Consider the following 24,611-nt stretch of genomic DNA (forward strand, 5'->3'; position numbering starts at 1 on the left):
GTCAACCTATCGCTTGACGAGTCGCCTTGATCTATGCGTCGAAGTCGTACTGGAGTACATAGGACGCGGCGTCCAGCACCATCTCGTTGACCTCGACGGCCACCCCCTCCGCCGTGTAGGCGACGCGGCCGATCGCGATGACCGGGGTCCCCGCGGGCAGGTCGAGCTGGACGGTCTCGTGGGGGTGGGGCATGCGGGCCCGTACCTCCTCGGTGAAGTGGGCGGGGGCGTGGCCGAGATCGCCCAGGCGCGCGTAGACGCCGCCGGGGCCGGTGTCCTGCCGGGTGATCGGGGTGCCCTCGACCAGGGCGGCGGGGAAACAGGAGACCGAAAGCTGCACGGGTCTGCCGTCGACCGAGTAGCGTCTGCGCCGGACCCACACCTCGGCGCCGCCCAGGACACGTGCGATCTCCTCCTCGGCGACCTCCCTGTCTATCTCGACCTCGTCCACGGCGTAGGGGCGCCCCGCGGTGTCCGAGTCCCAGATCGCCTGGCCCTGTCCCCACTGCCGCTGCGCGAGCCTGCGTGAGCCGTGCCGCCTGATCGGCCGGAACAGCCGCACGTAGACCCCGGAGCCGCGTTTGGGAACGGCGAGGCCCTCGTTGATCAACACGGACAGAGCCTGTCTGGCCGTCGCGCGCGCTACGCGGTGCTCGGCCATCAGGGCGTTCTCGCCCGGAAGCCGGTCCCCGTCTCTGAGCGCGCCGGACAGGATCGCTTCGCGAAGCCCATCGGCAATGCGCCGGTAGATCGGGGGCTCGGGAGGAACCGGGGATTGCTGCACGTTATATCACCCTCTGTCACCAACCGGGTTTGGCGTCTCCAGAGAACTTGCCCCGTCTTGTCCACGATCGCACAGATGCAGACGATGGTCCCGTGCTTCTTTTGAGCGGATCGTGCCTGTGTGACGAATGACGGGAGTTTTTCCGGTCCGTTACCGGTTACCGACCCCGGCCGCTATCCGCGGCGCCCACCACCTCCGCGTGACCATCGCGGCCAGTACGGCTCCCGCCGTGTTGACCAGCACGTCGTCAACGGAACTCACCCGGCCGAGGCGCAGGCCGTACTGGAGGAGTTCGACCGCGCACGACGCCCCGGCGGCCACCATGGCGACCCCCGCCAGGGAGGCCAGGCGCGGGACGCGCGTCGGCAGCAGGGCGCCCAGCGCGGCGAAGACCAGAAGGTTGCCCCCGACCTGCACGAACACCGTGACGGCCGGGCCGTGGAACAGCTCCGCGAGGTCGCGGAACGGAACCGGGTTGACGGTGCTCGGGGCCTGGCGCGGAGTGAGGATCATCCAGATCCAGGGGGCGGTCCCGACGACCATGGCGACGTCGGCGGCAGCCGTACGGACAGGGGAGGGGTGGCCGTCACGGGCACGGCGGCGGGCCAGGAGGCGGACGGCGAGCAGGGCGAGCGGGACCGCCAGGACACTCGCGATGATGACATTTCCCCATAGGTCCCAGACCTGTCGCATGGGGCAATGATGCCGGGACAACCCCGGGGTACAGGAAGGTGACCTCGAAGCAAGGTCCCGGGCTCAGCGCAGGTGGCGGTTGAGGAAGTCCAGGCCGAGGGCCCAGACGGCGGGGGCGGCCTCCGGGTTGTGGAACTGCGGCGCCTCGTAGTTGAGGAAGGCGTGCCCGGCCTGTTCCGCGACGTGGACCTCCACGTTCGGCCGCCCAGCGGCGGCCTCCTCGACCAGGGCGACCCGGTCGCGGGGGATGTAGGGGTCGGAACCGCCGAAGACCATCAGCAGCGGGCAGGCGATCCGCTCCATCAACCCCGTCGCGTCCGGTACGGCGGAGCCGTAGAACGACAGCACCGCGTCCGCCTCGACGGTCGCCGCGAGCAGGTAGGCCACGGACCCGCCCAGGCAGAACCCGACGACCCCGGCGCGGCCATCCGCCTCGGGCAGCGCGCGCAGCAGGGACAGCGCCGCCGCCGCGTCCGAGACCCCCTGCGGAACGTCGAACCGCGCCCCGATCTTCAGCGACTCCGCGGTCCCGGCCTCGTCGTGCCCGGCTACCCACCCCGGCTGGATCCGCCAGAACAGGTCAGGCGCGCCGACCACATAGCCCAGCCCCGCGAGCTCCTCCGCGACCCCCCTGATGTACGGCCCGACCCCGTAGATCTCCTGGACCAGTAGAACGACCGGCCCGTGACCACCGTCGGGCACCCACAGATGCAGGTCGAACGCCCCGTCCGCCACAGCCACCTTCTCGACGCGGTTCTCCACACGATCCTCCTGAGCCGACACCTTCAATCAGCCCAGTGAACCGCATCCCACCCCGAAGAGCGCGTCACGGGGCCTCGTCGGCCGTCGGATAGCGGATGCGTGTCCTGCGCAGCCCGTTGTGGCTGACGGCGAAGACGAACGGCTCGGCCACTCGTCTCGCCGCCTCGATGATCCGCTCCTCGTTGGCCAGGAGCAGCTCGGCCATCTCCCTGCCGACCACGTTGGCCTTGGCGAGGGCGAAGACGCGGGCGCCGCTCATGTAGATCACGCGGGCCTCGACGGCGTTGTGGGTGATGGCGAGGTCCTTGCAGATCAGGAGATCCCCGCGGAGCGTCGCCTCCTCGATCCACTGGGTGTCGGCGATCCGCTGGGAGTCGTCCTTGCCGTAGCGCTCGTCCATGGTCTCCACGACCCATCCGGCCTCGCGGAGCGCGTTGGGCACGATGCGCGAGCCCAGTCCCCGGTCGAGGAAGAAGGTCAGTCCCGACGTCCGAGCCTCGTCAGCCACCGACCGGCCTCACGCGGCCTGCGGAACGAGCGCCTCGACTTCTTCCAACCGCAGGTCGTAGTCCTCGGCGACGTCGTGTCTGTCCTCTCCGGCCCGCAGGCGGCTGAGGACGTCGTTCAGCCGGACTCCTCTGCGTGCCAGGGTCGGCTGCCCTCCGTTGATCCAGGGATCGACAGTCACGTCGACCTCCTCGTATCCGGGAAGGCGGATCACCTTCATCCAGCCGTCCTGATAGGAGACGCGCCGCAGGTAGTCGCGCACGACCGGACGGAAGACCTGCTGGCCGCTGCGGATGACGACCAGCCCGTCCACGGCCTCTCTCTCCGCCGGGTCGCTGGTGCGTTCCTTGAAGTCCCAGAGGACCTCGGCGCCGTCGGTCATCAGCCGCTCGCTCGCCAGGGCCTGCTCCAGACCGATGTTGTCCTCCAGCCATCGGATCGCGGGCCTGATGCGCTGCATCGGGACCTTGGCGCTGCGGAAGGCGGCCAGCATGTAGGCCTCGGCCAGGCCGACGAACGGCACGGTCGAGCCATGTGTGCCCGCCGTGGTCACCATCGGCTCGGCCACCACGAACGGCGCGTCGATGCGCTTGTAGGCGTATCCGACGGCCCAGTTGCGGAAGGTCTGGCGGGGGACACCGATCAGGTCGGCCGCCTGACTTTTGGAATAAATGGGGGTGACATAACGAAAGTCGTTGATCAGTCCGGCTTTCTCGCCGGTGTTCGGCATCGTCACGGTGCCACCTCCTTCAAGGGCAGGGTAGAGAAAACGATCCGTACGCGCACATGATCTCCATCTCGAGTCGTTTCGATGCGCGGGACTTTCCGGACGAAGACTCAGATACCGCGGGTGAGGGCTCGGGAGATTCCGAGGGCGGCGGCTTTTACTGCTGGGGCCAGGCGGGTTGGTTGGAAGCGGGCCAGGGGGACGGAGACCGAGAGGGCCGCGATCGCCATGCCGTCGCCGAAGACCGGGGCCGCGATGCAGGCGCCGCCGAGTTGTGACTCCTCACGTTCGTAGGCCAGGCCCGCCGCCTGGATCTGGCCGAGCGTCTCCTCAAGGCGTTTGGGGTCCACGATGGAGTGCGGGGTCAGGCGGCGCAGCGGGCGGCCGAGGACCTCCTCGATGAGCGTGGGCCCCGAGTAGGCGAGCAGTGCCTTGCCGATGCCGGTGCAGGTCAGCGGGAGCCGGCCGCCGACGCGGGAGGGCAGGGCGAAGGCCTCCTGGCCACGGATCTTCTCCACGTAGACCACGTCGAGGCCGTCGCGCACCCCCAGGTGCACGGTCTCGTGGGTGGCCTCGTACAGGTCGTGCATGAACGGCAGGGCGGCGTGTCTCAGGTCGCGTTCGAGGGGCACGATGCAACCGAGTTCGAACAGGCGTCGGCCGAGGTAGTAGCCGTCGTCGCGGCGGGCGACAGCCCCGATCTCGGTCAGCTCGGTGAGCAGCCGGAAGGCGGTGGTCTTGGGAAGGTGGCAGCGCGCCGCGACCTCGGTGAGCCGCAGCGGGCCTCCCGTGGGGCGGAACGCGTCGAGCACGAGCCAGGACTTCTCCAGCACCGAGAGGCGGTCGGGGTTCCGTTTCACGGAACTCATTGTTGCCCAAGTGGGACGGCCAGGCCTATACCCATACGTAGTGACCAGCATGGTCCTTTCGTGAGGAGAAGACTTGTCTGACCAGGTGACCCACTTCATCGGTGGGGTACAGGTCGCCGAGGGGGCGACGTTCGCGACACACGACCCCGTGACCGGCGGGGTGGTCCGCCTGGTCCACGAGGCGGACCGGGCCGTCGTTGACAAGGCGGTCGCCGCCGCCCGCGCGGCCCAGCCGGGTTGGGCGGCGCTGCCGGTCGCCGAGCGGGCCGGGTGGATGCGCCGCCTCGCCGACGCGATCGAGGCCAGGTTCGAGGAACTGGTCGCCGCGGAGATCGCGGACACCGGTAAGTCGATCACGCAGACCCGCACGCTGGACATCCCGCGTGGCGCGGCCAACTTCCGGTCCTTCGCCGAGATCGCCGCCCAGCGGCCCGACGAGGCGTTCCACCTGAAGGACGTGCTGAGCTACACCGTGCGCAGGCCGCTCGGGGTGGTCGCGGTGATCGTGCCGTGGAACCTGCCGTTCCTGCTGGCGACCTGGAAGATCGGCCCCGCGCTCGTCGCAGGCAACGCCATCGTGGTCAAGCCGTCGGAGCACACGCCGGGTTCGATGGCCGTGCTCGCCGACATCGCCGCGGAGATCGGGCTGCCGCCCGGCGTCCTGAACGTGGTGCACGGCCTCGGCGGCGGCTCGACCGGCCAGTTCCTGGTGGAGCACCCCGGGGTGGACGCGGTCACCTTCACCGGCGAGAGCCGTACCGGATCGACGATCATGAAAGGTGTGGCGGACCGGGTGAAGCCGGTCTCGTTCGAGCTCGGGGGCAAGAACGCCGGGCTGGTCTTCGCGGACGCCGATCTGGACGTGGCCGTCGAGGGCAGTGTGCGTTCGGTGTTCACCAACGGCGGGCAGGTCTGCCTGTGCACCGAGCGGCTCTACGTCGAGCGGCCCGTTTTCGAGGAGTTCGTCACGCGCCTGGCCAAGCGGGCCGGGGAACTGCGGTTCGGGCGTCCCGAGGACGAGGACACCACGATGATGCCGATGATCTCCGCCGAGCACCGGGACAAGGTGCTGTCGTACTACCGGCTCGCCGAGCAGGAGGGCGCCGAGTTCAGGGCGGGAGGCGGCGTGCCGAGCTTCGGCGACGAGCGGGACGGGGGATACTACGTCGAACCGACCGTGCTGACCGGTCTGCCGCCGGACTCCAGGGTGAACCGGGAGGAGATCTTCGGTCCGGTCTGTCACGTCGCGCCGTTCGACACCGAGGCCGAGGCGGTCGCGCTGGCCAACGACAGCGAGTACGGCCTGGCCGCGACGGTGTGGACCTCACGGCTCAGCCGGGCGCACCGGGTCGCCCAGTCTCTTGAGGCGGGCCTGGTGTGGGTCAACACGTGGTACCTCCGCGACCTGCGCACCCCGTTCGGCGGGGTGAAGCTGTCGGGCATCGGCAGGGAGGGCGGCACCGACTCCCTGGACTTCTACTCGGAACCCACCACGATCACGATCAAGCTGGAGCCGGAACATGAGTGAGTGGAGCGAGGCGACCGACGCGCTCGCCGAGGCGGCCGACCAACTGCTCAGCGCGGCGCGCGACGGCAAGCCCTGTCCCCCGGTACGGCAGACGCTGCCGGGCGGGACGGCGGAGGTCGGCTACGCCGTACAGGAGATCAACACCAGGAGAGCGCTGCACGAGGGGCGGCGGCTGGTTGGGCGGAAGATCGGCCTGACCTCGACCGTGGTGCAGCGGCAGCTCGGCGTTGACCAGCCCGACTTCGGGATGCTCTTCGCCGACATGGCCTGCCTGGACGGGCTGCCGGTGCCCGCCTCCCGGTTCCTGCAGCCGAAGGCCGAGGCGGAGATCGCGCTCGTCCTCAGGAGCGACCTGGTCGGCGGGCCCTTCACGGTCGCGGACGTCATCAGGGCCGTCGACTTCGTGCTCCCGGCCATCGAGATCGTGGACAGCCGTATCGCCGGGTGGGACATCTCGCTCGTGGACACCATCGCCGACAACGCCTCAAGCGGGGCGTTCGTGCTCGGCAATACCCCGGTTGACCTGCGCGGTCTCGATCTGCGGCTGGCCGGGATGACCATGACCAGGAACGGCCAGGAGGCCTCGACCGGCGCGGGCGCCGCCTGCCTGGGGCACCCGCTCAACGCCGCCGTCTGGCTGGCCAACGCGCTGGGCGGCAAGGACTTCCCGCTGCTGGCCGGAGACGTGGTGCTGACCGGCGCGCTCGGGCCGATGGTGCCCGTGGAGGCCGGGGACGTGTTCGAGGCGCACATCGACGGCGTCGGCTCGGTCAGGGCGGTGTTCTCATGACGGCGACGAAGACGGGCAGGACCGTGAAGATCGCGATCATCGGGTCGGGCAACATCGGCACCGACCTGATGTTCAAGGCGCTGCTGTCCAAGAGGGTCGAGGTCGTCGCCATGGCGGGCATCGACCCCGACTCCGACGGCCTGGCCCGTGCCCGGCGGCGCGGGGTGGCCACCACCCACGAGGGCGTCGAGGGCCTGGTCAAGCTGCCCGGCTTCGACGAGGTGGACATCGTCCTGGACGCGACCTCGGCGGGGGCGCACCTGCACAACGACCGGGTGCTGCGCGAGCACGGCAAGCGGGTCATCGACCTGACCCCGGCCGCGGTCGGGCCGTACGTGGTGCCCCCGGTGAACCTGGAGGCCCATCTCGGCGAGCGCAACCTCAACATGGTCACCTGCGGCGGCCAGGCGACGATCCCGATCGTGGCGGCGGTGGCCTCGCGGGTCCCCGTGAGATACGCCGAGATCGTCGCCTCGATCGCCTCCAGGTCGGCGGGTCCCGGCACCCGGGCCAACATCGACGAGTTCACCGAGACGACCTCACGGGCGATCGAGGAGGTCGGCGGGGCCGAGCGGGGCAAGGCGATCATCATCCTCAACCCGGCGGAGCCGCCGTTGATCATGCGGGACACGGTCTACTGCCTCGTCGACGACTGTGACGAGGCCGAGGTGGCGGCAGCCGTACAGGAAATGGTGGAGCGGGTTGCCGGGTATGTGCCGGGATATCGGCTCAAGCAGGACGTGCAGTTCGACCGTCTTCCGGCCGGGGAGCCGCTGCCGACCGGGGAGCGTACCGGTGGCGTCAAGGTGAGTGTCTTCCTCGAAGTCGAGGGGGCCGCCCACTACCTGCCCGCCTACGCGGGCAATCTGGACATCATGACCTCGGCCGCGTTGCGCACCGCCGAGCGGCTGGCGGAGGTGGGCGCGTGAGGCTCTACGTCCAGGACGTGACGCTGCGGGACGGCATGCACGCCATCAGGCACCGCTACAGCACGGCGCAGGCGGCCCAGATCGCCGCCGCGCTGGACGCCGCGGGCGTGGCGGCCATCGAGATCGCCCACGGCGACGGTCTCGCCGGGGGTAGTTTCAACTACGGCGCGGGCGCGCACACCGACGACGAGTGGATCGAGGCTGTCGCGGGTGCCGTACGGCAGGCGAAGCTGACGACGCTGCTGCTGCCCGGCATCGGCACCATCCACGACCTCAGGCGGGCGCACGCGCTCGGCGTGACCTCGGTCAGGATCGCCACGCACTGCACCGAGGCCGACATCTCCGCCCAGCACATCGCCACCGCCCGCGAACTGGGCATGGACGTGGCCGGGTTCCTGATGATGTCCCACATGGCCCCGCCGGACGAACTGGCCAGACAGGCCAAACTCATGGAGTCGTACGGCGCGCACTGCGTCTACGTGACCGACTCCGGTGGGCGGCTGACCATGGACGGGGTGCGCGAGCGGGTCAGGGCCTACCGGGAGGTGCTCGACGAGGCGACGGAGATCGGCGTCCACGCCCACCACAACCTGGGCCTGGGCGTGGCCAACTCGGTAGTCGCCGTGGAGAACGGCACGGTCAGGGTCGACGCCTCGCTGGCCGGGATGGGCGCGGGGGCGGGCAACTGCCCGATCGAGGTGTTCGTCGCGGTGGCCGACCTGATGGGCTGGAAGCACGGCTGTGACATCAACGCCCTGATGGACGCGGCCGACGACCTGATCAGGCCGTTGCAGGACCGTCCGGTGCGGGTGGACAGGGAGACGCTGACGCTCGGCTACGCCGGGGTCTACTCCAGCTTCCTGCGCCACGCGGAGGCGGCCTCGGCGCGCTACGGGGTCGACACCCGGGCCATCCTGACCGAGGCGGGCAGGCGGCGGATGGTCGGCGGCCAGGAGGACATGATCGTGGACATCGCGCTGGACCTGGCGCGGGCGAGGGGGGACGCGTGACCGACATCCACAAGCTCGCCGCGGTGCTCGACGAGGCCGCCCGTACGGCTCGCGCCGTGCCGCAGCCCGAGCAGGACTACGACGTGGCGACCGCCTACCGGGTGCAGGAGGAGCTGCTGCGGCTGCGCCTGGACCGGGGGGACCGGCTGGCCGGGGTGAAGCTGGGCTTCACCAGCGAGGGCAAGCGCCGCCAGATGGGGGTGCACGACGTGATCTTCGGCAGGGTGCCGGAGTCGTCGGCGGTCCCGGACGGCTCTTATGCCGATATTTCGGCTTATATCCACCCGCGTATCGAGCCGGAGGTCGTCTACCTGGTCGGCAGGCGCATCGAGACCGTCGCCGACGCCCTCGCCCCCGGCGCCGTGGTCGCCGCCGCGCCCGGCATCGAGATCATCGACTCCCGCTACGAGAACTTCCGCTTCTCGCTGCCCGACGTGATCGCCGACAACACCTCGGCGGCGGGCTACGTCGTGGGCCCGTGGCGGCCCTACGACCCGGCGCTGTGGAACCTCGGGGTGCTGCTGGAGATCGACGGCAGGGTCGTCCAGGCCGGATCGACCGGCGCCATCCTGGGGGACCCGCGCAGGGCCGTGGTCGAGGCCGCGCGGCTGGCCGTACAGGCTGGGGTGGTCATCGAACCGGGCTGGATCCTGCTCGCGGGCGCCGCCACCCCGGCGGAGCCGCTGCCCGCGGGGGCACACGTCAGGGTCGAGGCCCAGCACCTGGGCTCGGTCTCCTTCACCGCGGGACGGGCCTCATGATTGTTGACGGAAAGGCCACGCCGCGCGGCAGGTTCCCGCACGTCAGGCGGGCCGGGAACCTCATCTACGTGTCCGGGACCAGCTCCCGCAGGCCGGACAACACGATCGCCGGGGCGCGGGCCGACGCGTTCGGCACGGTCAGCCTCGACATCGCCGAGCAGACCAGGGCGGTGATCGAGAACATCCGCGACATCCTTCACGCCGTCGGGGCGGACCTATCCGACCTGGTGCAGATCACCACCTACCTGGTGAACATGAACGACTTCGGCGGCTACAACGCGGTCTACGCGGAGTACTTCGACGAGACCGGCCCGACCAGGACGACGGTCGCGGTCCACCAGCTACCCCATCCGCATCTGTTGATCGAGATCCAGGCAGTCGCCTACAAGGAGGAGAGCCAGTGATTCCCCCCATCGACTTCACCAAGTGGATCGACGAGCACGCCCATCTGCTCAAGCCGCCGGTGGGCAACAAGGTGATCTTCGAGGGGGCCAACGACCTCATCGTCATGGTCGTCGGCGGCCCGAACGCGCGGACCGACTTCCACGTCGATCCGTACGAGGAACTGTTCTACCAAATCCGCGGCAACATGCACATCAACGTCATGACCGAGGACGGCCCGGAGACCGTGCACGTCAAGGAGGGCCAGATGTGGCTGCTCCCGCCGAACCTGCCGCACTCGCCGCAGCGCCCCGAGGAGGGTTCGGTCGGCTTCCTGGTCGAGCGGATCAGGCCGGAGGGCGTGCTGGAGAAGTTCCGGTGGTACTGCCAGGACTGCGACGCCGTCGTGCACGAGGTCGAGCTCCAGGTCCGTGACATCGTGGCCGACCTGCCGCCGATCTTCCAGGCGTTCTACGACGACGAGAAGGCCAGGACCTGCGACGACTGCGGCGCTCTCCACCCGGGCAAGGGATAGTCGTTGATCATCGACGTCCACACCCACCACGTCCCCCGGGGCTGGCCGGACCTGGGGTGGCCCGAGGCGCCGAGGCTGCGGGTCGAGTCCGAGCGGGAGGCCATGATCCTGCTCGGCGACCGGGAGTTCCGCAGGATCCAGGACGACTGCTGGAACCCGGACGTCCGTCTCGACCGGATGGACGCGGACGGGATCGACGTCCAGGTCGTCTCGCCGACCCCGGTCTTCTTCTCCTACGAGAGGCCTGCGGCGCAGGCGGCCGGGGTGGCGAGGGTCTTCAACGACCTGGCCCTGGAGATCTGCGCCTCGGAGCGGCTCGTGCCGTTCTGCCAGGTGCCGCTGCAGGACCCCGACCTGGCCTGCGCGGAGCTCGACCGGTGCCTGGCGGCCGGACACGCGGGCGTCGAGATCGGCAACCACGTCGGTGACCTCGACCTCGACGACGCGGGGATCGTGCAGTTCCTCCAGCACTGCGCGGCAGTCGGCGCGCCCGTCTTCGTCCATCCGTGGGACATGGCGGACAGCCCCCGGCTGCGGCGCTGGATGGCCCAGTGGCTGGTCGGCATGCCCGCGGAGACCCACCTGTCGGTGCTCGCCCTGATCCTGGGCGGCGTCTTCGACAAGGTTCCCGAGAGCCTGCGGATCTGCTTCGCGCACGGCGGCGGCTCGTTCGCCTTCTGGCTCGGCCGGTTCGAGAACGCCTGGCACCGCCGCAACGACGTGGTCGGCACCTCGCTGCTGCCGCCCTCGGCCTATCTCGGGCGCTTCAGCGTGGACTCGGTGGTCTTCGACGAGCGGGCGCTGCGGCTGCTGGTGGACACCATGGGGGAGGAGCGGGTCATGCTCGGCTCCGACTTCCCCTACCCGCTCGGCGAGACGCCGGTCGGCTCGCTGATCAGGGGCGCCGGGTTCCTGTCCGAGGAGTCTCGCGCCAAGCTGCTCGGCGGCAACGCCGCCCGTTTCCTCGGCATCTGAGTGCTATCTGAGTCGCTGTACGGCGACGCCCGGGTGACATGGCACGGTTGTCACCCGGGCGCCGTTCGGCGTTTCCCGCTTGTCCGACAGGATTACTTGTCCGACAGGATGCGGCCGCGGTACATCGGGTGGTCGGTCTCCCAGTAGCGCCAGCCCTCGACCCTGGCCGGGACGTTGGCGATGCCGGTGGCGATGTGGTTGACGCTGCAGTCGGAAAGCTGCTTCCAGGTGGACCAGCCGACGCGGTAGCCGAAGACGCGGTACCACAGGTTGCCGTACTTGCCGGGGGTGACCTCCCTGGCGTACAGGTGGCCCGCCTCGACGATGTGCTCCTCGGCGAGCAGCGGGTTGACGTTGTTGCGCAGCCTGCGCAGGATCGAGCGCTGCAGGGAGTCGCGGTCGATGCCGGTGTTGATCTCGCTCTGCTTCTCCCGCTCGATCTCCACCTCGAAGTAGACGCGGTACTGGCGCCTGACGCTCGCCGTGATCGTGCCGCCGGGACCGTCGATGAAGCGGGTCCTGGGGATGAAGAAGTTGATCGGCTTGAAGTGGTGGAACCTGAAGAAGCTGTGGGGCTCGCACTTGCGGCGGGCCTCTTCCGCGAGCGTGGGGATGGTCGGCGTCGGACGCGGGACGGCGAACGCGGCGGTCTGGCTGCCCAGGGCGGCGGGCGCGGCCACGGCCGAGCACACGGAGGCACCGAGCGCGAGGGAGGCGGACCCAGCCAGGATCGCCGTCGTCAGCCCCTTGGACTTCGTCCTGGCGCGGGCGACGACGGCATCCGTGCGGGGAATGGGCGTGAACATAGAAAGATACCGTTCCTTCCGGAACGCGGCCCGTGGCCGCGACCAACCATCTGGCCGAAATACGGCCTGTGCCCGTTACGTTGGTTGACTTAACGTAACGAGAAGAATGCTTACAGTCGTCGATGGTTGCCGCATGGCGCCACGCCGTCGCGAAGTCTCTTTAAAAGGGAAAGCGTGGGTGAAAGGCGTCTACGCAGGTCGTGGCATCGCTCTTCCCCCAGTGGCGCCGTTCTTCCCCCAACGCCAAACATTGCGCGCGAAGTGGCTGAGATGCCTGTCGACGCATTGCGGTTTGCGGATGTTCGCCGGGTTGGTGAAGGCGGGGAGTGGGCGTCAATCTGTCACTGATTGTGTTTGTCTAATCGCTTTCAGTGGTCGAATGGTAATCGGGTGGGTCTGAGACCTTGGGGTTCTCTGGGGTGCTCTCGGGCGCATCGTCGTTTTACGGTGGAAATCTCCGGTTCAATGCCGTGCCGTCACCCTCGGTGGCGGCACGGCGTCCCGTCAGCCCGGGCACCGCCCAGGGCGCAACTGAGATTCACGTGGAGTCATCCATGAACAGGATCAGTAACGCTCTCGCGGCCGGCGCGATCGGGGCCTTCGCCCTCGCCGCGCCCGTCATGACCCCGGCCCAGGCGAGCGCGTCGGACGTCACGGAGCTGAAGCCCTGCAAGCACGGCAAGTGTCACCACGGGCACCACAACGAGAGCCCCTCGCACATCCCCGGCGGCATCCTCAACGACGACCTCACCGACGACCGGATGCCGGGCGGCGGAGCCGGGGGCATCGACCACTGAGCCCTCAGCCCGTTGTGTCGCCGGGAGGCGCGGCGTCCAGCACGGCGACGAGCCGTTTGGGCGCCACGGCCCGGTAGCTCTCCTCGACCCAGTCGAGCAGCACCTCGGTCTCGGGCAGCGGACCCGTCAGCGGGATCGTCACCCACCCCGCCCTGCCCAGGCCGTATCCCGAGGGCTTGGCGCCGTCGAGCGCCAGGGCGTGGCCGTTCGACTCGGGGAGTTTGACGCCCACGTGGGGGCTCCACCTGTCGGTCGGCTCCTCGACGCCGAGGAAGACGAAGATCTTCTTGTTGACCTTGACGACGCTCTCACCCCAGGGGTGGTCCTCGTACGCCTCGGGGAGGCTCAGCGCGAACCCGCGCATCGTCTCCCGCACCTCACGCCAGCTCTGCATGGCGTCCATTGTGACCAGCGGCACCGACAATCCCGGCTCGCCAACTCGTGAGCACCCGGTCGATGTCGGCCCTGATGTGCTCCCTGGCCCGCGCCCTGGGGACGCCGGTCATCAGCAGCCGGTCGTAGTCGGTGTCCAGGTGCCGCACCGAGGCGATCACGGCCAGCGTGACGGCGTTCTCGTCGAGGACCCTGGCCGCCGCCGTACGGCCGACCCTGCCGCTGCCCCGCTGGCCGGCGTGCCCGGCGATCTCCTCGGCCCGCTCCTGCGGGCAGCCGGGGAACAGCCTGAGGATCTCGGCGGCCATCCTCGCCTGGAAGTCCACGTCCTCGCCCGCGCGCCGTTCCCGGTCGCGCTCGCGGCGGCGTAGCCGTACCTCCTCGTCGGCCAGGCACTTCTCCTCGGCCAGCGCGAGGGCAGCCTCCTCGACCAGGATGCCGAGGCGTTCGTACCGTTTGCGCCGGGCGTTGAACCTGACCACCAGGGCGGCGAGCCCGCTCTCCTTCTTGGCCCTGCGGCTCAGCGCCGCGTCCCCCGCGGGCAGGAAGACCAGGTGGTCCAGGTCGGCGCAGGTCAGGCAGTACGGCTCGGCGCCCTCCATGATGAGGTACGGTCCCGTCCCGCCGCAGCCCGCGCACTCCCACTCCCGCTGCGGTTCGACGGCGACCAGGTCGGGGGCCTTGGTCTGGCGCTCGGCGAGCCGCTTCCTCCTGGCCTCGCTCATGTCGGGAGAGATCCAGTGGACGCGGAAGACGGCCTCGTCGCCCCGGGCGAGGAAGCGCAGCTCACCCCGGTCCCTGGCGCCGGACAGGTAGGCGCTCTCGCCCTCGGTCAGTCCCCGCTCAAGCGCCCAGCGCCTGAGCAGGGCGGCCGCCTCGGTCATCCTGGCGCCCTCGACCGCGGCCAGCTCCTCAAGCGTGCCCGCCCTGCCCTGCCGCCAGGTGTCCACGTGGCTCGCGCGCAGCCAGCCGAGTCCCGTCAGCACGTCGATCACGGTGACGAACCCCCGCTGGGCGAGCGCGGCCTCGGCCGCCTCGGTGATCCGCCGCTGCAGTCTGCTCACCCCGACAGCCTGCCGTACAGGAATCAGGGGCGCGGAATGTTGCGCAGGTTCGCCCTCGCCATGTCGATCATGCGGCCGACGCCGCCGCTCAGCACCACCTTGCCCGCGGCCTTGGCGAACCCCTTGACCTGCTCGCCGGTGATGTGCGGCGGGATGGAGAGCACGTTCGGGTCGGTGACGACGTCGATCAGGCACGGGCCGGGGACCGTCAGGGCCGTGCTCAGCGTCTTGCGGACCTCCGAGGGGCTGCGCACGGTCATGGCCTCGATGCCCATCGCCGTGGCGATCGCCGCGTAGTCGGTGAAGGGGTAGTCGGTGCCGAAGTCGGGAAGCCCGTCCACCAGCATCTCCAGCTTCACCATGCCGAGCGAGGAGTTGTTGAACACCACGATCTTCACCGGAAGATTGTGGGTTCGCACGGTGAGCAGCTCGCCGAGCAGCATGCTGAGCCCGCCGTCGCCGGACAGCGAGACCACCTGCCTGTCCGGGGCGCCGAGCTGCGCGCCGATGGCGTGCGGCAGGGCGTTGGCCATGCTCCCGTGCTTGAAGGAGCCGATGACGCGTCTGCGCCCGTTCGGCGTCAGGTAGCGGGCGGCCCAGACGTTGCACATCCCGGTGTCCACGGTGAAGATCGCGTCGTCGTCGGCCAGCTCGTCCAGCACGTCGGCCACGTACTCGGGATGGATCGGGACGTGGTGCTCGATGTCGCGGGTGTAGGCGTCCACCACGGTGTCCAGCGACTTGAGGTGGCGTTCGAGCATCTTGTCCAGATAGCGACGGTCCTCCTTCTGCCGCACCTCGGGCAGTACGGCCCGCAGCGTCGCCCCGACGTCCCCGTGCACGGCCAGGTCGAGCGGCGTCCTGCGGCCCAGGCTTCCCGCCTCGTGGTCCACCTGGATCGTCCGCGCGCCGGGCAGGAACTCGTCGTAGGGGAAGTCGGTGCCCAGCAGCACCACGAGACCGGCCTCCTGCATGGCCTCGTAGCAGGCGCCGTACCCCAGCAGGCCGCTCATCCCCACGTCGTAGGGGTTGTCGTACTGGATCCACTCCTTGCCCCGCAGCGCGTGCCCGACCGGCGCGAGCGTGCGGGCGGCCAGCTCCATGACCTCCGCGTGCGCGCCGCGCGTCCCGGCGCCGCAGAACAGCATCACCTTCTCGGCGTCGTTCAGCGCGGCGGCGAGCTGGGCGACCTGGTCGGCAGGGGGGTGCAGTGTGCCGTGCTCGGTCAGGAAGTCGTGCGGCCCGGCCTCCTCGGTCGCCCGGAGCTGCGCCACGTCGCCGGGCAGGACGACGACGGAGACCCCGGGGTCACCGATCGCGCGCTGTACGGCGATGCGCAGCACCCTGGGCATCTGCTCCGCCGTGCCGATCACCTCGCAGAAGCCGCTGCACTCGACGAACAGCCGCTCGGGGTGGGTCTCCTGGAAGAAGTCCGTCCCGATCTGCGGGCTGGGGATCTGCGAGGCCAGCGCCAGGACGGGGGCGCCGCTGCGGTGGGCGTCGAACAGCCCCTGGATCAGGTGGGTGTTGCCCGGCCCGCAGCTTCCCGCGCACACCGCGAGCCGCCCGGTGATCTGCGCCTCCGCGGCGGCGGCGAAGGCCCCCGCCTCCTCGTTGCGGACCTGGACCCATTCGATGCCGTCGGTCCTGCGAACCGCGTCCACGATCGGGTTGAGGCTGTCACCGACGACCCCGTAGATCCGTCCTACCCCGGCCTGGCGCAACACCTCGACGAACTGCTCGGCGACGGTCCCCATGGCGTTCTCCCTTGTTTCTCACGTCATGGGGTTACCTCACCGGTTTTCCCTGGATCACTCCGCTCGGGGTTGGTCTGGTTACGATTGGGCGATGATGGTGACCGTACTGACGGGGGCGGGCATCTCCACCGAATCTGGCATCCCTGACTATCGCGGCCCAAGCGGTCTGTGGCGTGCGGATCCGGACCAGGAGAAGCTCGTCACCTATCACTGGTACATGGGGGATCCCGAGATCAGGCGGCGCTCGTGGCTGTTCCGCCGCGACAGCCCCGCCTGGAAGGCCGAGCCGAACCCCGCCCACCACGCCCTGGCCGCACTGCCCGACGCCTGGATCGTCACGCAGAACGTGGACGGCCTGCACCAGCGGGCCGGTTCACCGCGGGAACGGGTGCTCGAACTGCACGGCAACATGTTCGGCGCGGTGTGCACCTCGTGCGGGGCGGCCTCGATGACGTCGGAGGCGATCGAGCGCATCCTGGCGGGGGAGGACGACCCGGCCTGCCACGCCTGCGGCGGCATCCTGAAGACCACGACCGTGATGTTCGGCCAGTCCCTCGACCAGGCCGTCCTCGCCAGGGCGGTCGAGGCGGCCAGGGGGTGCGAGGTGTTCGTCGTCGTGGGGACCTCTCTTCAGGTACGGCCCGCGGCCACCCTGGTCTCGATCGCGGCGGAGGCGGGCGCCAGGGTGGTCATCGTCAACGGTGAGCCGACGGCCTACGACCACATGGCGGACGAGGTCATCCACGATCCGATCGGCGTGGCCGTACCCCGGCTGTGTGCCTCGCTCGCCGACTGACGGCGGTCTGGGGGCGAGGGTTTGAGGTGAGGGCAACCTGTCGGGACGGTAAGTGCCCAGATGATTACAGTGCGTACAGGATGGGACACGTCCCGTAACGGACGGGACGGAAACAGGTCATCTGGGGGCCGAGATTCCCCAGCGAACGTGTCCCAAGGAGCACTGTGAAGAGAGTTCTTTTCGTGTCCGCGCTCACCGCGGGAATCGTCGCGATCACCACGGGCGCGGCCTACGCCTCGCAGTACATCGCCTACGAGGGCCGGGGCTTCACCGGCAGGTCCGTCGTCATCGACGCGTGCGGGCCGTCCAACATCCCCTACCACGGCTCCTACAAGTGGTACGGCGACGGCCAGTCGGGGCGGATGTACAACCAGCCGAACGCGCAAGGCCTGATGCACTTCAAGCTGGCCTCCGACAGGAACGCCGAGCAGCGCACGCCCGTCGGCTGGCAGAGCATCTTCATCGAGTGCTGAACCCGGTCTCCCGTGGCGGCCCGGCTGTGGAGGCTCGGGGCCGCCGCGGGAGATCGAACAGTGAGGCCCGCCGTGCGCGGGTCGGCCGGTGCCGGTAACCGGCCGACCCGCGCACGACGGGCTTCCTGTCAAGAAGTGCGTGTGACACAGCCTGTGACACAACTTCCGTGTCACAGGCTGTCGTGTTCACACGGTGTCAGGGGCGCAGGGCCTCCTGGACGCGGGCGGTGTCGGTGAACTGCTCGAAGCGCGTGGCGACGCCATCCTTGACATGCCAGACATGGGTGAAACGGACATCCATGTACTTGCCGGTGGCGAGGTAGGTGCCCCGGTAGTTGCCGATCACGACGACCGTGTCGCCGCCGTCGACATACTCCTCGGGAACCGCCTGGTAGTTGTCCCACTCGCCGCCGAGCCTGGCGAAGACCTTGTCGCGCACCTCGTCCGGGCCGATGTAGGTGCCCGCGTACGGGAAGCCCGCCATCTCGGTCCACGCGGCCTCGGGGCCGAGCAGGCCCAGGATGCCGTTGATGTCACCCGCCGCCGAGGCCTCGTAGGAGGCGCGGACCGCGTCGAGGTTCTTGCTCATTGCCTCTCCTTATTTCGCTTGGCTGGTCAGCGCTTGGTCAGACGGGCTCTTCGCCGTCCGGGTAGGTCACCTGGCCGAGCGGCAGGATGTAGGCACCGCCGCCGGAGTTCCTGATCTCCCCCTCGCCCGTGATGCCGAGGAAGGAGCCGACCGAGCGCAGCGCGGCCCAGTCGTACAGCCAGGTCGCGGCGACCGGGATGAGGAACTCCCTGAAGGTGAAGACGTAGACGTCCTCGGCGATCTTCCAGGTGCTCGCCATGTCCACGTCACCGTGACCGCGCTGCTCGCCGACGAGGCACTGCCACGCGTAGCGCTCGGAGCTGAGGTAGACGTGTTCGTAGAGGTGGTTCGGGCTGTAACGGTACAGAGCCCGCCTGCCGATCAGGTCACGAGTGGGCGCGGGCGTCTCGCCCGTGACCTCACGACCGTCGATCGTGCCGGGGGTGAAGGTCTGGGAGACCTGGGGCTCGCCGACGGTCCGCTCCTCGGCGACGATGGAGACGATGCGCAGGGCGCGACCGGTGGCGTTGTGCAGGACGACGACGAAGGCCTCACGGGGCCGCGAAGCCTGGGTCCAGTGAACGAAGAAGAGATCGTCGCGTACGGCGATCGCCTCATACCAGTCGGCGGCACCGCCGTCGACGCTCACACCGTGCGCGTCCTTGAAGGAAAGGGTGGTCGTGGTCCCGTCGTCGAACGTCAGGCTCACCTCGGTGCCGGCGAGGACGTCGGTGACCGGAATCCGGTTGGTGTCGATCCCGGCGGCGAAGTCGTCCATGTTCTTCCAGCCGTCTGGCCGGTCTACTTCGGCGGTCACTACGACTCCTTCCTACGCGAAGTTATCTATGAAATCATATAGCTTCTAGCTGCAAAGGAGTAGGCCGATGAGGCTAAAAGGTAAGGTCGCCCTGGTCACCGGGGCCGGTACGGGAATTGGCGCCGCGGTCACCCGAAGGTACGTGGAAGAGGGGGCCAGGGTCGTTCTGACCGGTCGCAGAGAGGCGCTCCTTACCGAGGTGGCCGCTCCGCTCGGCGACGCCGCGGTCGCCTTCGCCGCCGACGCCACGGACGCCGCCCAGATGCGGGCCGCGGCGGACCTGGCGCGTGAGCGTTTCGGCTCGCTCGACATCGTCGTCGCCAACGCCGGTGGCCACGGCGGTTCCGGGGTCGCGGACACCGATGACGAGTCCTGGCAGCTCAGCCTCGACGCCAACCTCAACAGCTGCTTCGTGACCTGTCGGGAGGCGCTGCCCTCGCTGATCGAGAGCCAGGGAAGCATCGTGATCGTCTCCTCGATCGCGGGCCTGGCCGCCGGACCGAGCGTATGCGGATATGTCACGACGAAGCACGCGCTGGTGGGGCTGACCAAGTCGCTGGCCCGTGACTACGGCCCCCAGGGGGTCCGGGTCAACTGCCTGTGCCCCGGCTGGGTGCGCACCCCGATGGCCGACCACCAGATGGACGAGCTCGCCGCCAGGGACGCCATCTCCCGTGACGAGGCCTACGACCTGGTCACCAAGGACGTCCCGCTGCGGCGCCCGGCGACCTCCGAGGAGATCGCCGACATCTGCCTGTTCCTCGGCTCCTCCGAGTCGGCCATCATGACCGGTTCCGTGGTCGTCGCCGACGGCGGCGCCATGGCCGTCGACCTGCCGACCCTGGCGTTCGGCTGATCCCCGGCGTCCTCGCGGTGCCCGGCGGCCCACGCCGGGCACCGCGGAGGCGCGGATCGACCTACTTCGGGGAGCGCGGCGAAGGGGAGCGCGGCGAGGGGGAGCGCAGGAAAAGAGCCACCACCACCGCCGTGACCAGCGCGAGAGCGGCGTTGACGACGATCGCCACGCTCACCCCGCCGAGCACGTCCCCACCCTGGGAGTGGAGGTGGGCCGTGACGACGGCGCTCATGACCGGGATTCCCATGGTGATGCCGATCTGCTGGCTCATCGTGGCCAGGCCGGTCGCCAGTCCCTGCTCCCCGTCGGGGAGGCCGGAGGTCGCGGTGACCATGAAGCCGACGATCGCCACCAGGTTGGCCACCCCGCCGACGAAGGTCGCCACCAGAAGCAGGCCGATCCACGCGGGCTCAGGGCCGAGCAGCGCGAGCGGAAGCGTCGCCGCCGCCTGGACGACGAGGCCGCCGACGATGGCCCTGGCGCCGCCGATCCTGCCGATGACCTTCGGGCCGACGATTCCGCCGAGTACGGTGCCCACCCCGAGGACGGCGAAGGACAGACCGGCGCCCAGCGCGGAGTAGCCGAGGACCTTCTGCAGGTAGAGGGTGAGCAGGAAGACCAGGGAGGTCTCCGTGGCGAAGGCCAGCAGCCCGGCGACGTTGCCCAGGCTGACACCGCGCCGCCGCAGGATCGCGACCGGCACCAGCGGCGCGGCCACCCGCTTCTCGATCATCCAGAAGACGGCAAGCAGCAGCACCCCGGCGCCCAGACCGGCCAGCGCCGCCGGGTCGGTCCAGGAACGCTCGCCCGCCGTGGTGAGCCCGTAGATCAGGGCCAGCAGGCCCAGGGTGACCGCGACCGCGCCCAGCAGGTCGAGCTTGGGCCGTACGGCGGGCCGGGACTCGGAGAGCACGGACGGGGCCAGGACCAGCACGACGACCGCGACCGGCACGTTGACGAAGAACGCCCACCTCCAGCTCAGCAGGTCGGTGAGGACACCGCCCAGGATCGCTCCCGTGGTGAAGCCCGCGGCCATGAGGGCGCCGTTGAGACCGAGAGCCCTCTCCCGCAGCGGCCCCTCGGGGAAGGAGGTCGTCAGCAGGGAGAGCGCGGCCGGGGTGACGGCGGCGGTGGCGAGGCCCTGGGCGACGCGGGCGGCGAGCAGCACTTCCGGGGAGGTCGCGAGGCCACCGGCGAGGGAGGCGACGCCGAGCAGCGCCATGCCCGCGAGGAAGATCACGCGCCGTCCGAAGAGGTCGGCGAAGCGCCCGAACAGCAGGGTGAAGCCCGCGGCGCACAGCGCGAAGGCGGTGGCGATCCACTGCAGGTTCCGCAGGGAGAAGCCGACGCTCTCCCCGATCTCCGGCAGGGCGACGTTGAGGATCGAGAAGTCGACCGCGAGCGTGAAGCCCGCGCTCAGCAGCAGGATCAGGGTGAGCCGTTGCTTGGCCGTCATCCTGGGCGGGGCCTGTTCCCCGCTGACGACGCCTGTCGGCTGGGTCACGATGGACATGTCGAAGATCCCTTTTCGGTGGAGACTCTGCTCTGACGGCTCACCACCTTCGACCCGGCCGGGATCGGCAACCAGCCCACCGGGCTTCCTAGCACTGCCAGGGTCAGGCACGGCCAGGAGAAACCGGGCACTATGGACTTCATGCAGGACAGCACAGCACTCGGTGAGTTTCTACGTACCAGGCGAGGCAGGCTCAAGCCCGAGGACGTGGGTGTGGCCTCCTACGGCCAGCGCCGGGTGCCCGGTCTGCGCAGGGAGGAGCTCGCCCAGCTCGCCGGGGTCAGCGCCACCTACTACACCCGGCTTGAGCAGGGGCAGAGCACCAACGCCTCCGAGGCCGTCATCGACTCCCTGGCCCGCGCGCTCGACCTGAACGACGACGAACGCGCCCACCTGCACGACCTCGCCAGGCCCGCCCCGGCCAAACGGCGCAGGCCCACCAAGTTCGCCACGGTACGGCCCGGCACCCGCCAGCTCATCGACGCCATGGGGGACGTCCCCGCCGTCGTGATGGGGCGGCGCAACGAGGTGCTCGCCTGGAACAGGCTCGGATATCTGCTGCTCGCCGGGCACTACGCCTTCGACGCCCCCGACAGGATCGGGGACCGGCCGAACCTGGCCCGGATGCTCTTCCTCGACCCGCACCACCGCAACCTCTACGTCCGCTGGGAGGAGGAGGCGCTCCGCGCGGTGGCCTCGCTGCGGGTGGTCGCGGGCCGCCACAAGGACGACCGTGAGCTCGCGGAGCTGATCGGCGAGCTGTCCATGAAGAGCCCGGAGTTCGCCGCCATGTGGTCCCAGCACCCGGTGGCGACCTGCACCTTCGGCACCAAGTACTTCCAGCACCCCGAGGTCGGCGACCTCACCCTGGAGTTCGAGGTCCTGCACCTGCCGGGCGACTCCGGTCACCGGGTGCTGATGTACAGCGCGAGCCCCGGTGGGGCTTCCGAGGCCGCGCTGCGACTGCTGCGGACCAGGGTCTCCCGCTGATCCGTCCCCCGTCGGACGACGGGGGTTGCGGGCCGTGGCCCTCCCGGCCGGCAGGAGGTCGGAAGGACCACGACCCCCCGCCGGATCCGGTACGGCCCGGCGGGGGAGAGGGCCGGGTCAGGAGGCGCCGAACCGGGGGATGGGCAGGTCCTCGGTCGCCACGTGCACGATGTGCGACTCGGTGTAGACGTCGATGCTGTGCTTGCCGCCCTCGCGGCCGAGGCCACTGGCCTTGACGCCGCCGAACGGGGTGCGCAGGTCACGGACGTTCTGGGAGTTGACCCAGAGCATGCCCGACTCGATCTGCTGGGCGAGCCTGTGCGTGCGGCGCAGGTTGTTCGTCCACAGGTAGGCGGCCAGGCCGTACCGGGTGTCGTTGGCCAGCTCCAGCGCCTCCTCCTCGGTGGAGAACGGCGTGACGCACACGACCGGACCGAAGATCTCCTCCTGGAAGATCCGCATCTTCGGCGAGACGTCGGCGAACACCGTGGCCGACAGGAAGTTGCCGACCGGCAGGGTGTCGGGGCGCGAGCCACCGGCGACCAGACGGGCGCCCTCGTCGATGCCGATCTGGACGTACTCCATGACCCGGCCGTAGTGCTCGGGGTGGACCAGCGCGCCGAGCTCGGTCGCCGGGTCGTCCGGGGCGCCGACCTTCACGCGGGAGGCGCGCTCGGCGAAGCGCTGGACGAACTCCTCGTAGATGGTGTCCTGGACCAGCACGCGGGAGCTGGCGGTGCAGCGCTCGCCGTTCAGGGAGAAGACACCGAAGACGGCGGCGTCGAGCGCCCTGTCGAGGTCGGCGTCGTCGAAGATGACCAGCGGGGACTTGCCGCCGAGTTCCATCGACAGCGTCTTCAGGTTGTCCGCGGCGTTGCGCATGATGATCTGGCCGGTGGTGGTCTCACCGGTGAAGGAGATGATCGGCACGTCGGGGTGCGCCACGAGGGCGGCGCCCGCCTCCTCGCCGATGCCGTGCACGATGTTGAACACACCGGCGGGCACACCCGCCTCTTCCATGATGGCCGGAAGAAGGCTGGCCGAGAGAGGGGACCACTCGGCGGGCTTCAGGATGACCGGGCAACCGGCCGCGAGCGCGGGCGCCAGCTTCCAGGTCTCCAGCATGAACGGGGTGTTCCACGGGGTGATCAGGCCCGCGACGCCGATGGGCTTGCGGATCACGTAGTTGAGCTGCGCGGAGGCGACGCGGTAGACGTCCTCGCCCAGGGTGGTGATCACGTCGGCGAAGAACCGGAAGTTCTGCGCGGCGCGGTGGGCCTGACCACGCGCCTGGGTGATCGGCAGACCGGTGTCACGGCATTCGAGCGAGGCGATCTCGTCGTCCCGCTTCTCGATCGCGTCGGCGATCTTGCGCAGGATGCCGGCACGCTGCTGGGCGGGCATCTTTGGCCACGGGCCCTCGGTGAAGGCCTTGCGGGCCGCGGCGACCGCGGCCTCGATGTCCTCGGCCTGACCCGCGGAGACCGTCAGGTACTCCTCGTTGGTCGCGGGCTCAAGGGCGGTGAACGTCGCGCCGGAGACGCTGGGGACATGTTCCCCGCCGATGTAGTGCTGCAGGTTCATCAAGCCACTCCCTCACTCTGGGCCAGCAGTTCGTTGATCCGCTTGATCCCCGCGTCGGTGGGCGTGATCAGAGGCGGGCGGACGTGACCGGAGGCGATCAGACCGCGTTGTTCCAAGACCCACTTGGCGGGGGCGGGGTTCGTTTCGACGAACAGCAGCTCGACCAGGGGGTGCAGGGCGTAGTGCAGGTCGAGGGCGGTCTTGTGGTCGCCCTCGACGTAGGCGGTGTACATCTTCGCGACGGAGGCCGGAGCCAGGTTGGCGACCGCGCTGACGAAGCCGACGCCGCCGATGGCGAGCAGCGGCAGGCACAGCAGCTCGATGCCCGACCACATCAGGAAGTCACGGCCACACTTGTGGAGCACCTGGGAGAAGTGCTCGAAGTCCTTGGTCGTCTCCTTGATGCCCACGATGTTGTCGTGGGCGTGCCGGAGCCTGGCCACGGTCTCGGGGGAGATGTCGACCGCGGTCCGCGACGGGACGTTGTAGATGACGATCGGCAGGCTGGGGAACTCCTTGGCGACCGTGGAGTACCAGCTGAAGAGCGCCTCCTGGGTGGGGCGCGCGTAGTACGGGGTGATGACGAGGGCGGCGTCGGCGCCGAGACGCTCGGCCTCCGCGGTCAGGCGCAGGGTCTCGTCGAGCTTGGTCGAGCCGGTGCCCGGCAGGAACGGCACGCGGTCGGCGGTCTCCTCGGCGACCGCGGCCATCGCGGCGATCCGCTCGTCGACGCTCTGCGCGCTGGGCTCTCCGGTCGAGCCGCCGATCGAGATGCCGTGGGAGCCCTGGGCGAGCTGCCACCGCACCAGTCCCCGCAGCGAGTCGAGGTCGAGCTCGCCCGTCGCGGTGAAGGGGGTCACCACGGGGGCGAAGGACCCGCGAATGCTCGCGGGATCCGAACGGAACTTCATGTGATCACTCCTTG

General features: G+C 69.6%; 28 protein-coding genes. 13 read left to right on the forward strand and 15 right to left on the reverse strand.

Features of this window, described 5'->3' with window-relative positions:
* Positions 1–31: 31 nt before the first annotated feature.
* The 6 genes from FHS44_RS37375 to FHS44_RS37400 all read right to left on the reverse strand — a co-directional run bounded on the left by FHS44_RS37375 (position 32) and on the right by FHS44_RS37400 (position 4,342).
* Positions 32–784 (reverse strand): GntR family transcriptional regulator, encoded by a 753-nt coding sequence (locus FHS44_RS37375; protein WP_184724657.1) that lies wholly within the window; start codon positions 782–784, stop codon positions 32–34.
* 150 nt (positions 785–934) lie between these two features.
* Positions 935–1,477, reverse strand: coding sequence for a VanZ family protein (locus FHS44_RS37380; protein ID WP_184724659.1), 543 nt, complete (start codon positions 1,475–1,477; stop codon positions 935–937).
* A 63-nt stretch (positions 1,478–1,540) separates the two neighbouring features.
* The gene (locus tag FHS44_RS37385) at positions 1,541–2,239 is read right to left on the reverse strand and encodes a dienelactone hydrolase family protein (RefSeq protein WP_184724661.1); all 699 of its coding nucleotides are present in this window, start codon (positions 2,237–2,239) and stop codon (positions 1,541–1,543) included.
* Positions 2,240–2,303: 64 nt separating this feature from the next.
* On the reverse strand, positions 2,304–2,747 hold the full coding sequence (locus FHS44_RS37390) for a PIN-like domain-containing protein (RefSeq protein ID WP_184724663.1): 444 nt from the start codon (positions 2,745–2,747) through the stop codon (positions 2,304–2,306).
* A 9-nt stretch (positions 2,748–2,756) separates the two neighbouring features.
* On the reverse strand, positions 2,757–3,476 hold the full coding sequence (locus tag FHS44_RS37395; protein ID WP_246436666.1) for a DUF433 domain-containing protein: 720 nt from the start codon (positions 3,474–3,476) through the stop codon (positions 2,757–2,759).
* A gap of 107 nt (positions 3,477–3,583) precedes the next feature.
* Positions 3,584–4,342 (reverse strand): IclR family transcriptional regulator, encoded by a 759-nt coding sequence (locus FHS44_RS37400; protein ID WP_184724667.1) that lies wholly within the window; start codon positions 4,340–4,342, stop codon positions 3,584–3,586.
* A 73-nt stretch (positions 4,343–4,415) separates the two neighbouring features.
* Here FHS44_RS37400 and FHS44_RS37405 point away from each other — a divergent pair, with 73 nt between their 5' ends.
* Genes FHS44_RS37405 through FHS44_RS37440 form a run of 8 tightly spaced genes read left to right on the forward strand, consistent with a single transcriptional unit; the run spans position 4,416 to position 11,251 of the window.
* Complete coding sequence (locus FHS44_RS37405) at positions 4,416–5,870, forward strand: 2-hydroxymuconic semialdehyde dehydrogenase (protein ID WP_184724670.1); 1,455 nt, start codon at positions 4,416–4,418, stop codon at positions 5,868–5,870.
* Positions 5,863–6,660 carry a 2-keto-4-pentenoate hydratase gene (locus FHS44_RS37410; RefSeq protein WP_184724686.1) on the forward strand — a complete coding sequence of 266 codons (798 nt, stop codon included), beginning with the start codon at positions 5,863–5,865 and terminating at the stop codon, positions 6,658–6,660. The genes FHS44_RS37405 and FHS44_RS37410 overlap by 8 nt, the downstream gene beginning before the upstream one ends.
* The gene (locus FHS44_RS37415; protein WP_184724689.1) at positions 6,657–7,589 is read left to right on the forward strand and encodes an acetaldehyde dehydrogenase (acetylating); all 933 of its coding nucleotides are present in this window, start codon (positions 6,657–6,659) and stop codon (positions 7,587–7,589) included. Before FHS44_RS37410 ends, FHS44_RS37415 begins: the two co-directional genes overlap by 4 nt.
* Positions 7,586–8,599, forward strand: coding sequence for a 4-hydroxy-2-oxovalerate aldolase (gene dmpG, locus FHS44_RS37420; RefSeq protein ID WP_184724692.1), 1,014 nt, complete (start codon positions 7,586–7,588; stop codon positions 8,597–8,599). Before FHS44_RS37415 ends, dmpG begins: the two co-directional genes overlap by 4 nt.
* The gene (locus tag FHS44_RS37425; RefSeq protein ID WP_184724695.1) at positions 8,596–9,360 is read left to right on the forward strand and encodes a 2-keto-4-pentenoate hydratase; all 765 of its coding nucleotides are present in this window, start codon (positions 8,596–8,598) and stop codon (positions 9,358–9,360) included. The genes dmpG and FHS44_RS37425 overlap by 4 nt, the downstream gene beginning before the upstream one ends.
* The gene (locus FHS44_RS37430) at positions 9,357–9,764 is read left to right on the forward strand and encodes a RidA family protein (RefSeq protein ID WP_184724698.1); all 408 of its coding nucleotides are present in this window, start codon (positions 9,357–9,359) and stop codon (positions 9,762–9,764) included. Before FHS44_RS37425 ends, FHS44_RS37430 begins: the two co-directional genes overlap by 4 nt.
* Entirely contained in the window at positions 9,761–10,276 is a 516-nt protein-coding gene (locus tag FHS44_RS37435) for a 3-hydroxyanthranilate 3,4-dioxygenase (protein ID WP_184724701.1), read from the forward strand. Before FHS44_RS37430 ends, FHS44_RS37435 begins: the two co-directional genes overlap by 4 nt.
* Positions 10,277–10,279: 3 nt before the next feature.
* Complete coding sequence (locus FHS44_RS37440; RefSeq protein WP_184724704.1) at positions 10,280–11,251, forward strand: amidohydrolase family protein; 972 nt, start codon at positions 10,280–10,282, stop codon at positions 11,249–11,251.
* 92 nt (positions 11,252–11,343) lie between these two features.
* On the opposite strand, the gene FHS44_RS37445 is transcribed toward FHS44_RS37440, so the two are convergent.
* Positions 11,344–12,057, reverse strand: a complete 714-nt coding sequence (locus FHS44_RS37445; RefSeq protein WP_184724707.1) for a hypothetical protein — start codon at positions 12,055–12,057, stop codon at positions 11,344–11,346.
* Between the two features lie 554 nt (positions 12,058–12,611).
* Between FHS44_RS37445 and FHS44_RS37450 the strand changes: the two genes are divergently transcribed.
* A complete protein-coding gene (locus tag FHS44_RS37450) occupies positions 12,612–12,854 on the forward strand; it encodes a hypothetical protein (RefSeq protein WP_184724710.1) in 243 nt (80 codons plus the stop codon).
* A 4-nt stretch (positions 12,855–12,858) separates the two neighbouring features.
* Here the strand turns inward: FHS44_RS37450 and FHS44_RS37455 are convergent, their stop codons facing one another.
* Genes FHS44_RS37455 through FHS44_RS37465 form a run of 3 tightly spaced genes read right to left on the reverse strand, consistent with a single transcriptional unit; the run spans position 12,859 to position 16,068 of the window.
* The gene (locus FHS44_RS37455) at positions 12,859–13,248 is read right to left on the reverse strand and encodes an MmcQ/YjbR family DNA-binding protein (RefSeq protein ID WP_221461756.1); all 390 of its coding nucleotides are present in this window, start codon (positions 13,246–13,248) and stop codon (positions 12,859–12,861) included.
* Complete coding sequence (locus FHS44_RS37460; protein WP_312863977.1) at positions 13,232–14,311, reverse strand: DUF2293 domain-containing protein; 1,080 nt, start codon at positions 14,309–14,311, stop codon at positions 13,232–13,234. The genes FHS44_RS37455 and FHS44_RS37460 overlap by 17 nt, the downstream gene beginning before the upstream one ends.
* A gap of 23 nt (positions 14,312–14,334) precedes the next feature.
* Complete coding sequence (locus tag FHS44_RS37465; protein WP_184724713.1) at positions 14,335–16,068, reverse strand: pyruvate dehydrogenase; 1,734 nt, start codon at positions 16,066–16,068, stop codon at positions 14,335–14,337.
* Positions 16,069–16,159: 91 nt separating this feature from the next.
* Between FHS44_RS37465 and FHS44_RS37470 the strand changes: the two genes are divergently transcribed.
* Both FHS44_RS37470 and FHS44_RS41465 read left to right on the forward strand, forming a co-directional pair.
* Positions 16,160–16,864, forward strand: a complete 705-nt coding sequence (locus tag FHS44_RS37470; RefSeq protein ID WP_184724716.1) for an SIR2 family NAD-dependent protein deacylase — start codon at positions 16,160–16,162, stop codon at positions 16,862–16,864.
* A 164-nt stretch (positions 16,865–17,028) separates the two neighbouring features.
* Positions 17,029–17,337: a MiAMP1 family antimicrobial peptide gene (locus FHS44_RS41465; RefSeq protein WP_184724719.1), complete on the forward strand. Its 309-nt coding sequence runs from the start codon at positions 17,029–17,031 to the stop codon at positions 17,335–17,337.
* Positions 17,338–17,533: 196 nt separating this feature from the next.
* On the opposite strand, the gene FHS44_RS37480 is transcribed toward FHS44_RS41465, so the two are convergent.
* Both FHS44_RS37480 and FHS44_RS37485 read right to left on the reverse strand, forming a co-directional pair.
* The gene (locus tag FHS44_RS37480; protein WP_184724722.1) at positions 17,534–17,926 is read right to left on the reverse strand and encodes a nuclear transport factor 2 family protein; all 393 of its coding nucleotides are present in this window, start codon (positions 17,924–17,926) and stop codon (positions 17,534–17,536) included.
* A 37-nt stretch (positions 17,927–17,963) separates the two neighbouring features.
* Complete coding sequence (locus FHS44_RS37485; RefSeq protein WP_312863978.1) at positions 17,964–18,743, reverse strand: MoaF C-terminal domain-containing protein; 780 nt, start codon at positions 18,741–18,743, stop codon at positions 17,964–17,966.
* Positions 18,744–18,810: 67 nt separating this feature from the next.
* Here FHS44_RS37485 and FHS44_RS37490 point away from each other — a divergent pair, with 67 nt between their 5' ends.
* Positions 18,811–19,599, forward strand: a complete 789-nt coding sequence (locus tag FHS44_RS37490) for an SDR family NAD(P)-dependent oxidoreductase (RefSeq protein ID WP_184724724.1) — start codon at positions 18,811–18,813, stop codon at positions 19,597–19,599.
* Positions 19,600–19,660: 61 nt separating this feature from the next.
* On the opposite strand, the gene FHS44_RS37495 is transcribed toward FHS44_RS37490, so the two are convergent.
* Positions 19,661–21,112, reverse strand: coding sequence for an MFS transporter (locus tag FHS44_RS37495; protein ID WP_221461757.1), 1,452 nt, complete (start codon positions 21,110–21,112; stop codon positions 19,661–19,663).
* Positions 21,113–21,253: 141 nt separating this feature from the next.
* Here FHS44_RS37495 and FHS44_RS37500 point away from each other — a divergent pair, with 141 nt between their 5' ends.
* Positions 21,254–22,102: a helix-turn-helix transcriptional regulator gene (locus tag FHS44_RS37500; RefSeq protein WP_184724727.1), complete on the forward strand. Its 849-nt coding sequence runs from the start codon at positions 21,254–21,256 to the stop codon at positions 22,100–22,102.
* Between the two features lie 117 nt (positions 22,103–22,219).
* On the opposite strand, the gene hpaE is transcribed toward FHS44_RS37500, so the two are convergent.
* Together hpaE and dapA are read right to left on the reverse strand one after the other, a co-directional pair.
* Entirely contained in the window at positions 22,220–23,686 is a 1,467-nt protein-coding gene (hpaE, locus tag FHS44_RS37505) for a 5-carboxymethyl-2-hydroxymuconate semialdehyde dehydrogenase (protein ID WP_184724730.1), read from the reverse strand.
* Positions 23,686–24,597, reverse strand: a complete 912-nt coding sequence (dapA, locus tag FHS44_RS37510; RefSeq protein ID WP_184724733.1) for a 4-hydroxy-tetrahydrodipicolinate synthase — start codon at positions 24,595–24,597, stop codon at positions 23,686–23,688. The genes hpaE and dapA overlap by 1 nt, the downstream gene beginning before the upstream one ends.
* Between the last annotated feature and the right edge of the window lie 14 nt (positions 24,598–24,611).

The organism is Streptosporangium saharense (genome assembly GCF_014203715.1).
GTDB lineage: Bacteria > Actinomycetota > Actinomycetes > Streptosporangiales > Streptosporangiaceae > Streptosporangium > Streptosporangium saharense.

Bases quoted from the DNA above. Each gene is read 5' to 3' on its own strand.
- FHS44_RS37380 (WP_184724659.1), bottom strand. From the start codon at position 1,477: ATGCGACAGGTCTGGGACCTATGGGGAAATGTCATCATCGCGAGTGTC.
- FHS44_RS37395 (WP_246436666.1), bottom strand. From the start codon at position 3,476: ATGCCGAACACCGGCGAGAAAGCCGGACTGATCAACGACTTTCGTTAT.
- FHS44_RS37400 (WP_184724667.1), bottom strand. From the start codon at position 4,342: ATGAGTTCCGTGAAACGGAACCCCGACCGCCTCTCGGTGCTGGAGAAG.
- FHS44_RS37410 (WP_184724686.1), top strand. From the start codon at position 5,863: ATGAGTGAGTGGAGCGAGGCGACCGACGCGCTCGCCGAGGCGGCCGAC.
- FHS44_RS37415 (WP_184724689.1), top strand. From the start codon at position 6,657: ATGACGGCGACGAAGACGGGCAGGACCGTGAAGATCGCGATCATCGGG.
- FHS44_RS37430 (WP_184724698.1), top strand. From the start codon at position 9,357: ATGATTGTTGACGGAAAGGCCACGCCGCGCGGCAGGTTCCCGCACGTC.
- FHS44_RS37445 (WP_184724707.1), bottom strand. From the start codon at position 12,057: ATGTTCACGCCCATTCCCCGCACGGATGCCGTCGTCGCCCGCGCCAGG.
- FHS44_RS37450 (WP_184724710.1), top strand. From the start codon at position 12,612: ATGAACAGGATCAGTAACGCTCTCGCGGCCGGCGCGATCGGGGCCTTC.
- FHS44_RS37455 (WP_221461756.1), bottom strand. From the start codon at position 13,248: ATGCAGAGCTGGCGTGAGGTGCGGGAGACGATGCGCGGGTTCGCGCTG.
- FHS44_RS37465 (WP_184724713.1), bottom strand. From the start codon at position 16,068: ATGGGGACCGTCGCCGAGCAGTTCGTCGAGGTGTTGCGCCAGGCCGGG.
- FHS44_RS37470 (WP_184724716.1), top strand. From the start codon at position 16,160: ATGATGGTGACCGTACTGACGGGGGCGGGCATCTCCACCGAATCTGGC.
- FHS44_RS37480 (WP_184724722.1), bottom strand. From the start codon at position 17,926: ATGAGCAAGAACCTCGACGCGGTCCGCGCCTCCTACGAGGCCTCGGCG.
- FHS44_RS37490 (WP_184724724.1), top strand. From the start codon at position 18,811: ATGAGGCTAAAAGGTAAGGTCGCCCTGGTCACCGGGGCCGGTACGGGA.
- FHS44_RS37495 (WP_221461757.1), bottom strand. From the start codon at position 21,112: ATGTCCATCGTGACCCAGCCGACAGGCGTCGTCAGCGGGGAACAGGCC.
- FHS44_RS37500 (WP_184724727.1), top strand. From the start codon at position 21,254: ATGCAGGACAGCACAGCACTCGGTGAGTTTCTACGTACCAGGCGAGGC.
- hpaE (WP_184724730.1), bottom strand. From the start codon at position 23,686: ATGAACCTGCAGCACTACATCGGCGGGGAACATGTCCCCAGCGTCTCC.
- dapA (WP_184724733.1), bottom strand. From the start codon at position 24,597: ATGAAGTTCCGTTCGGATCCCGCGAGCATTCGCGGGTCCTTCGCCCCC.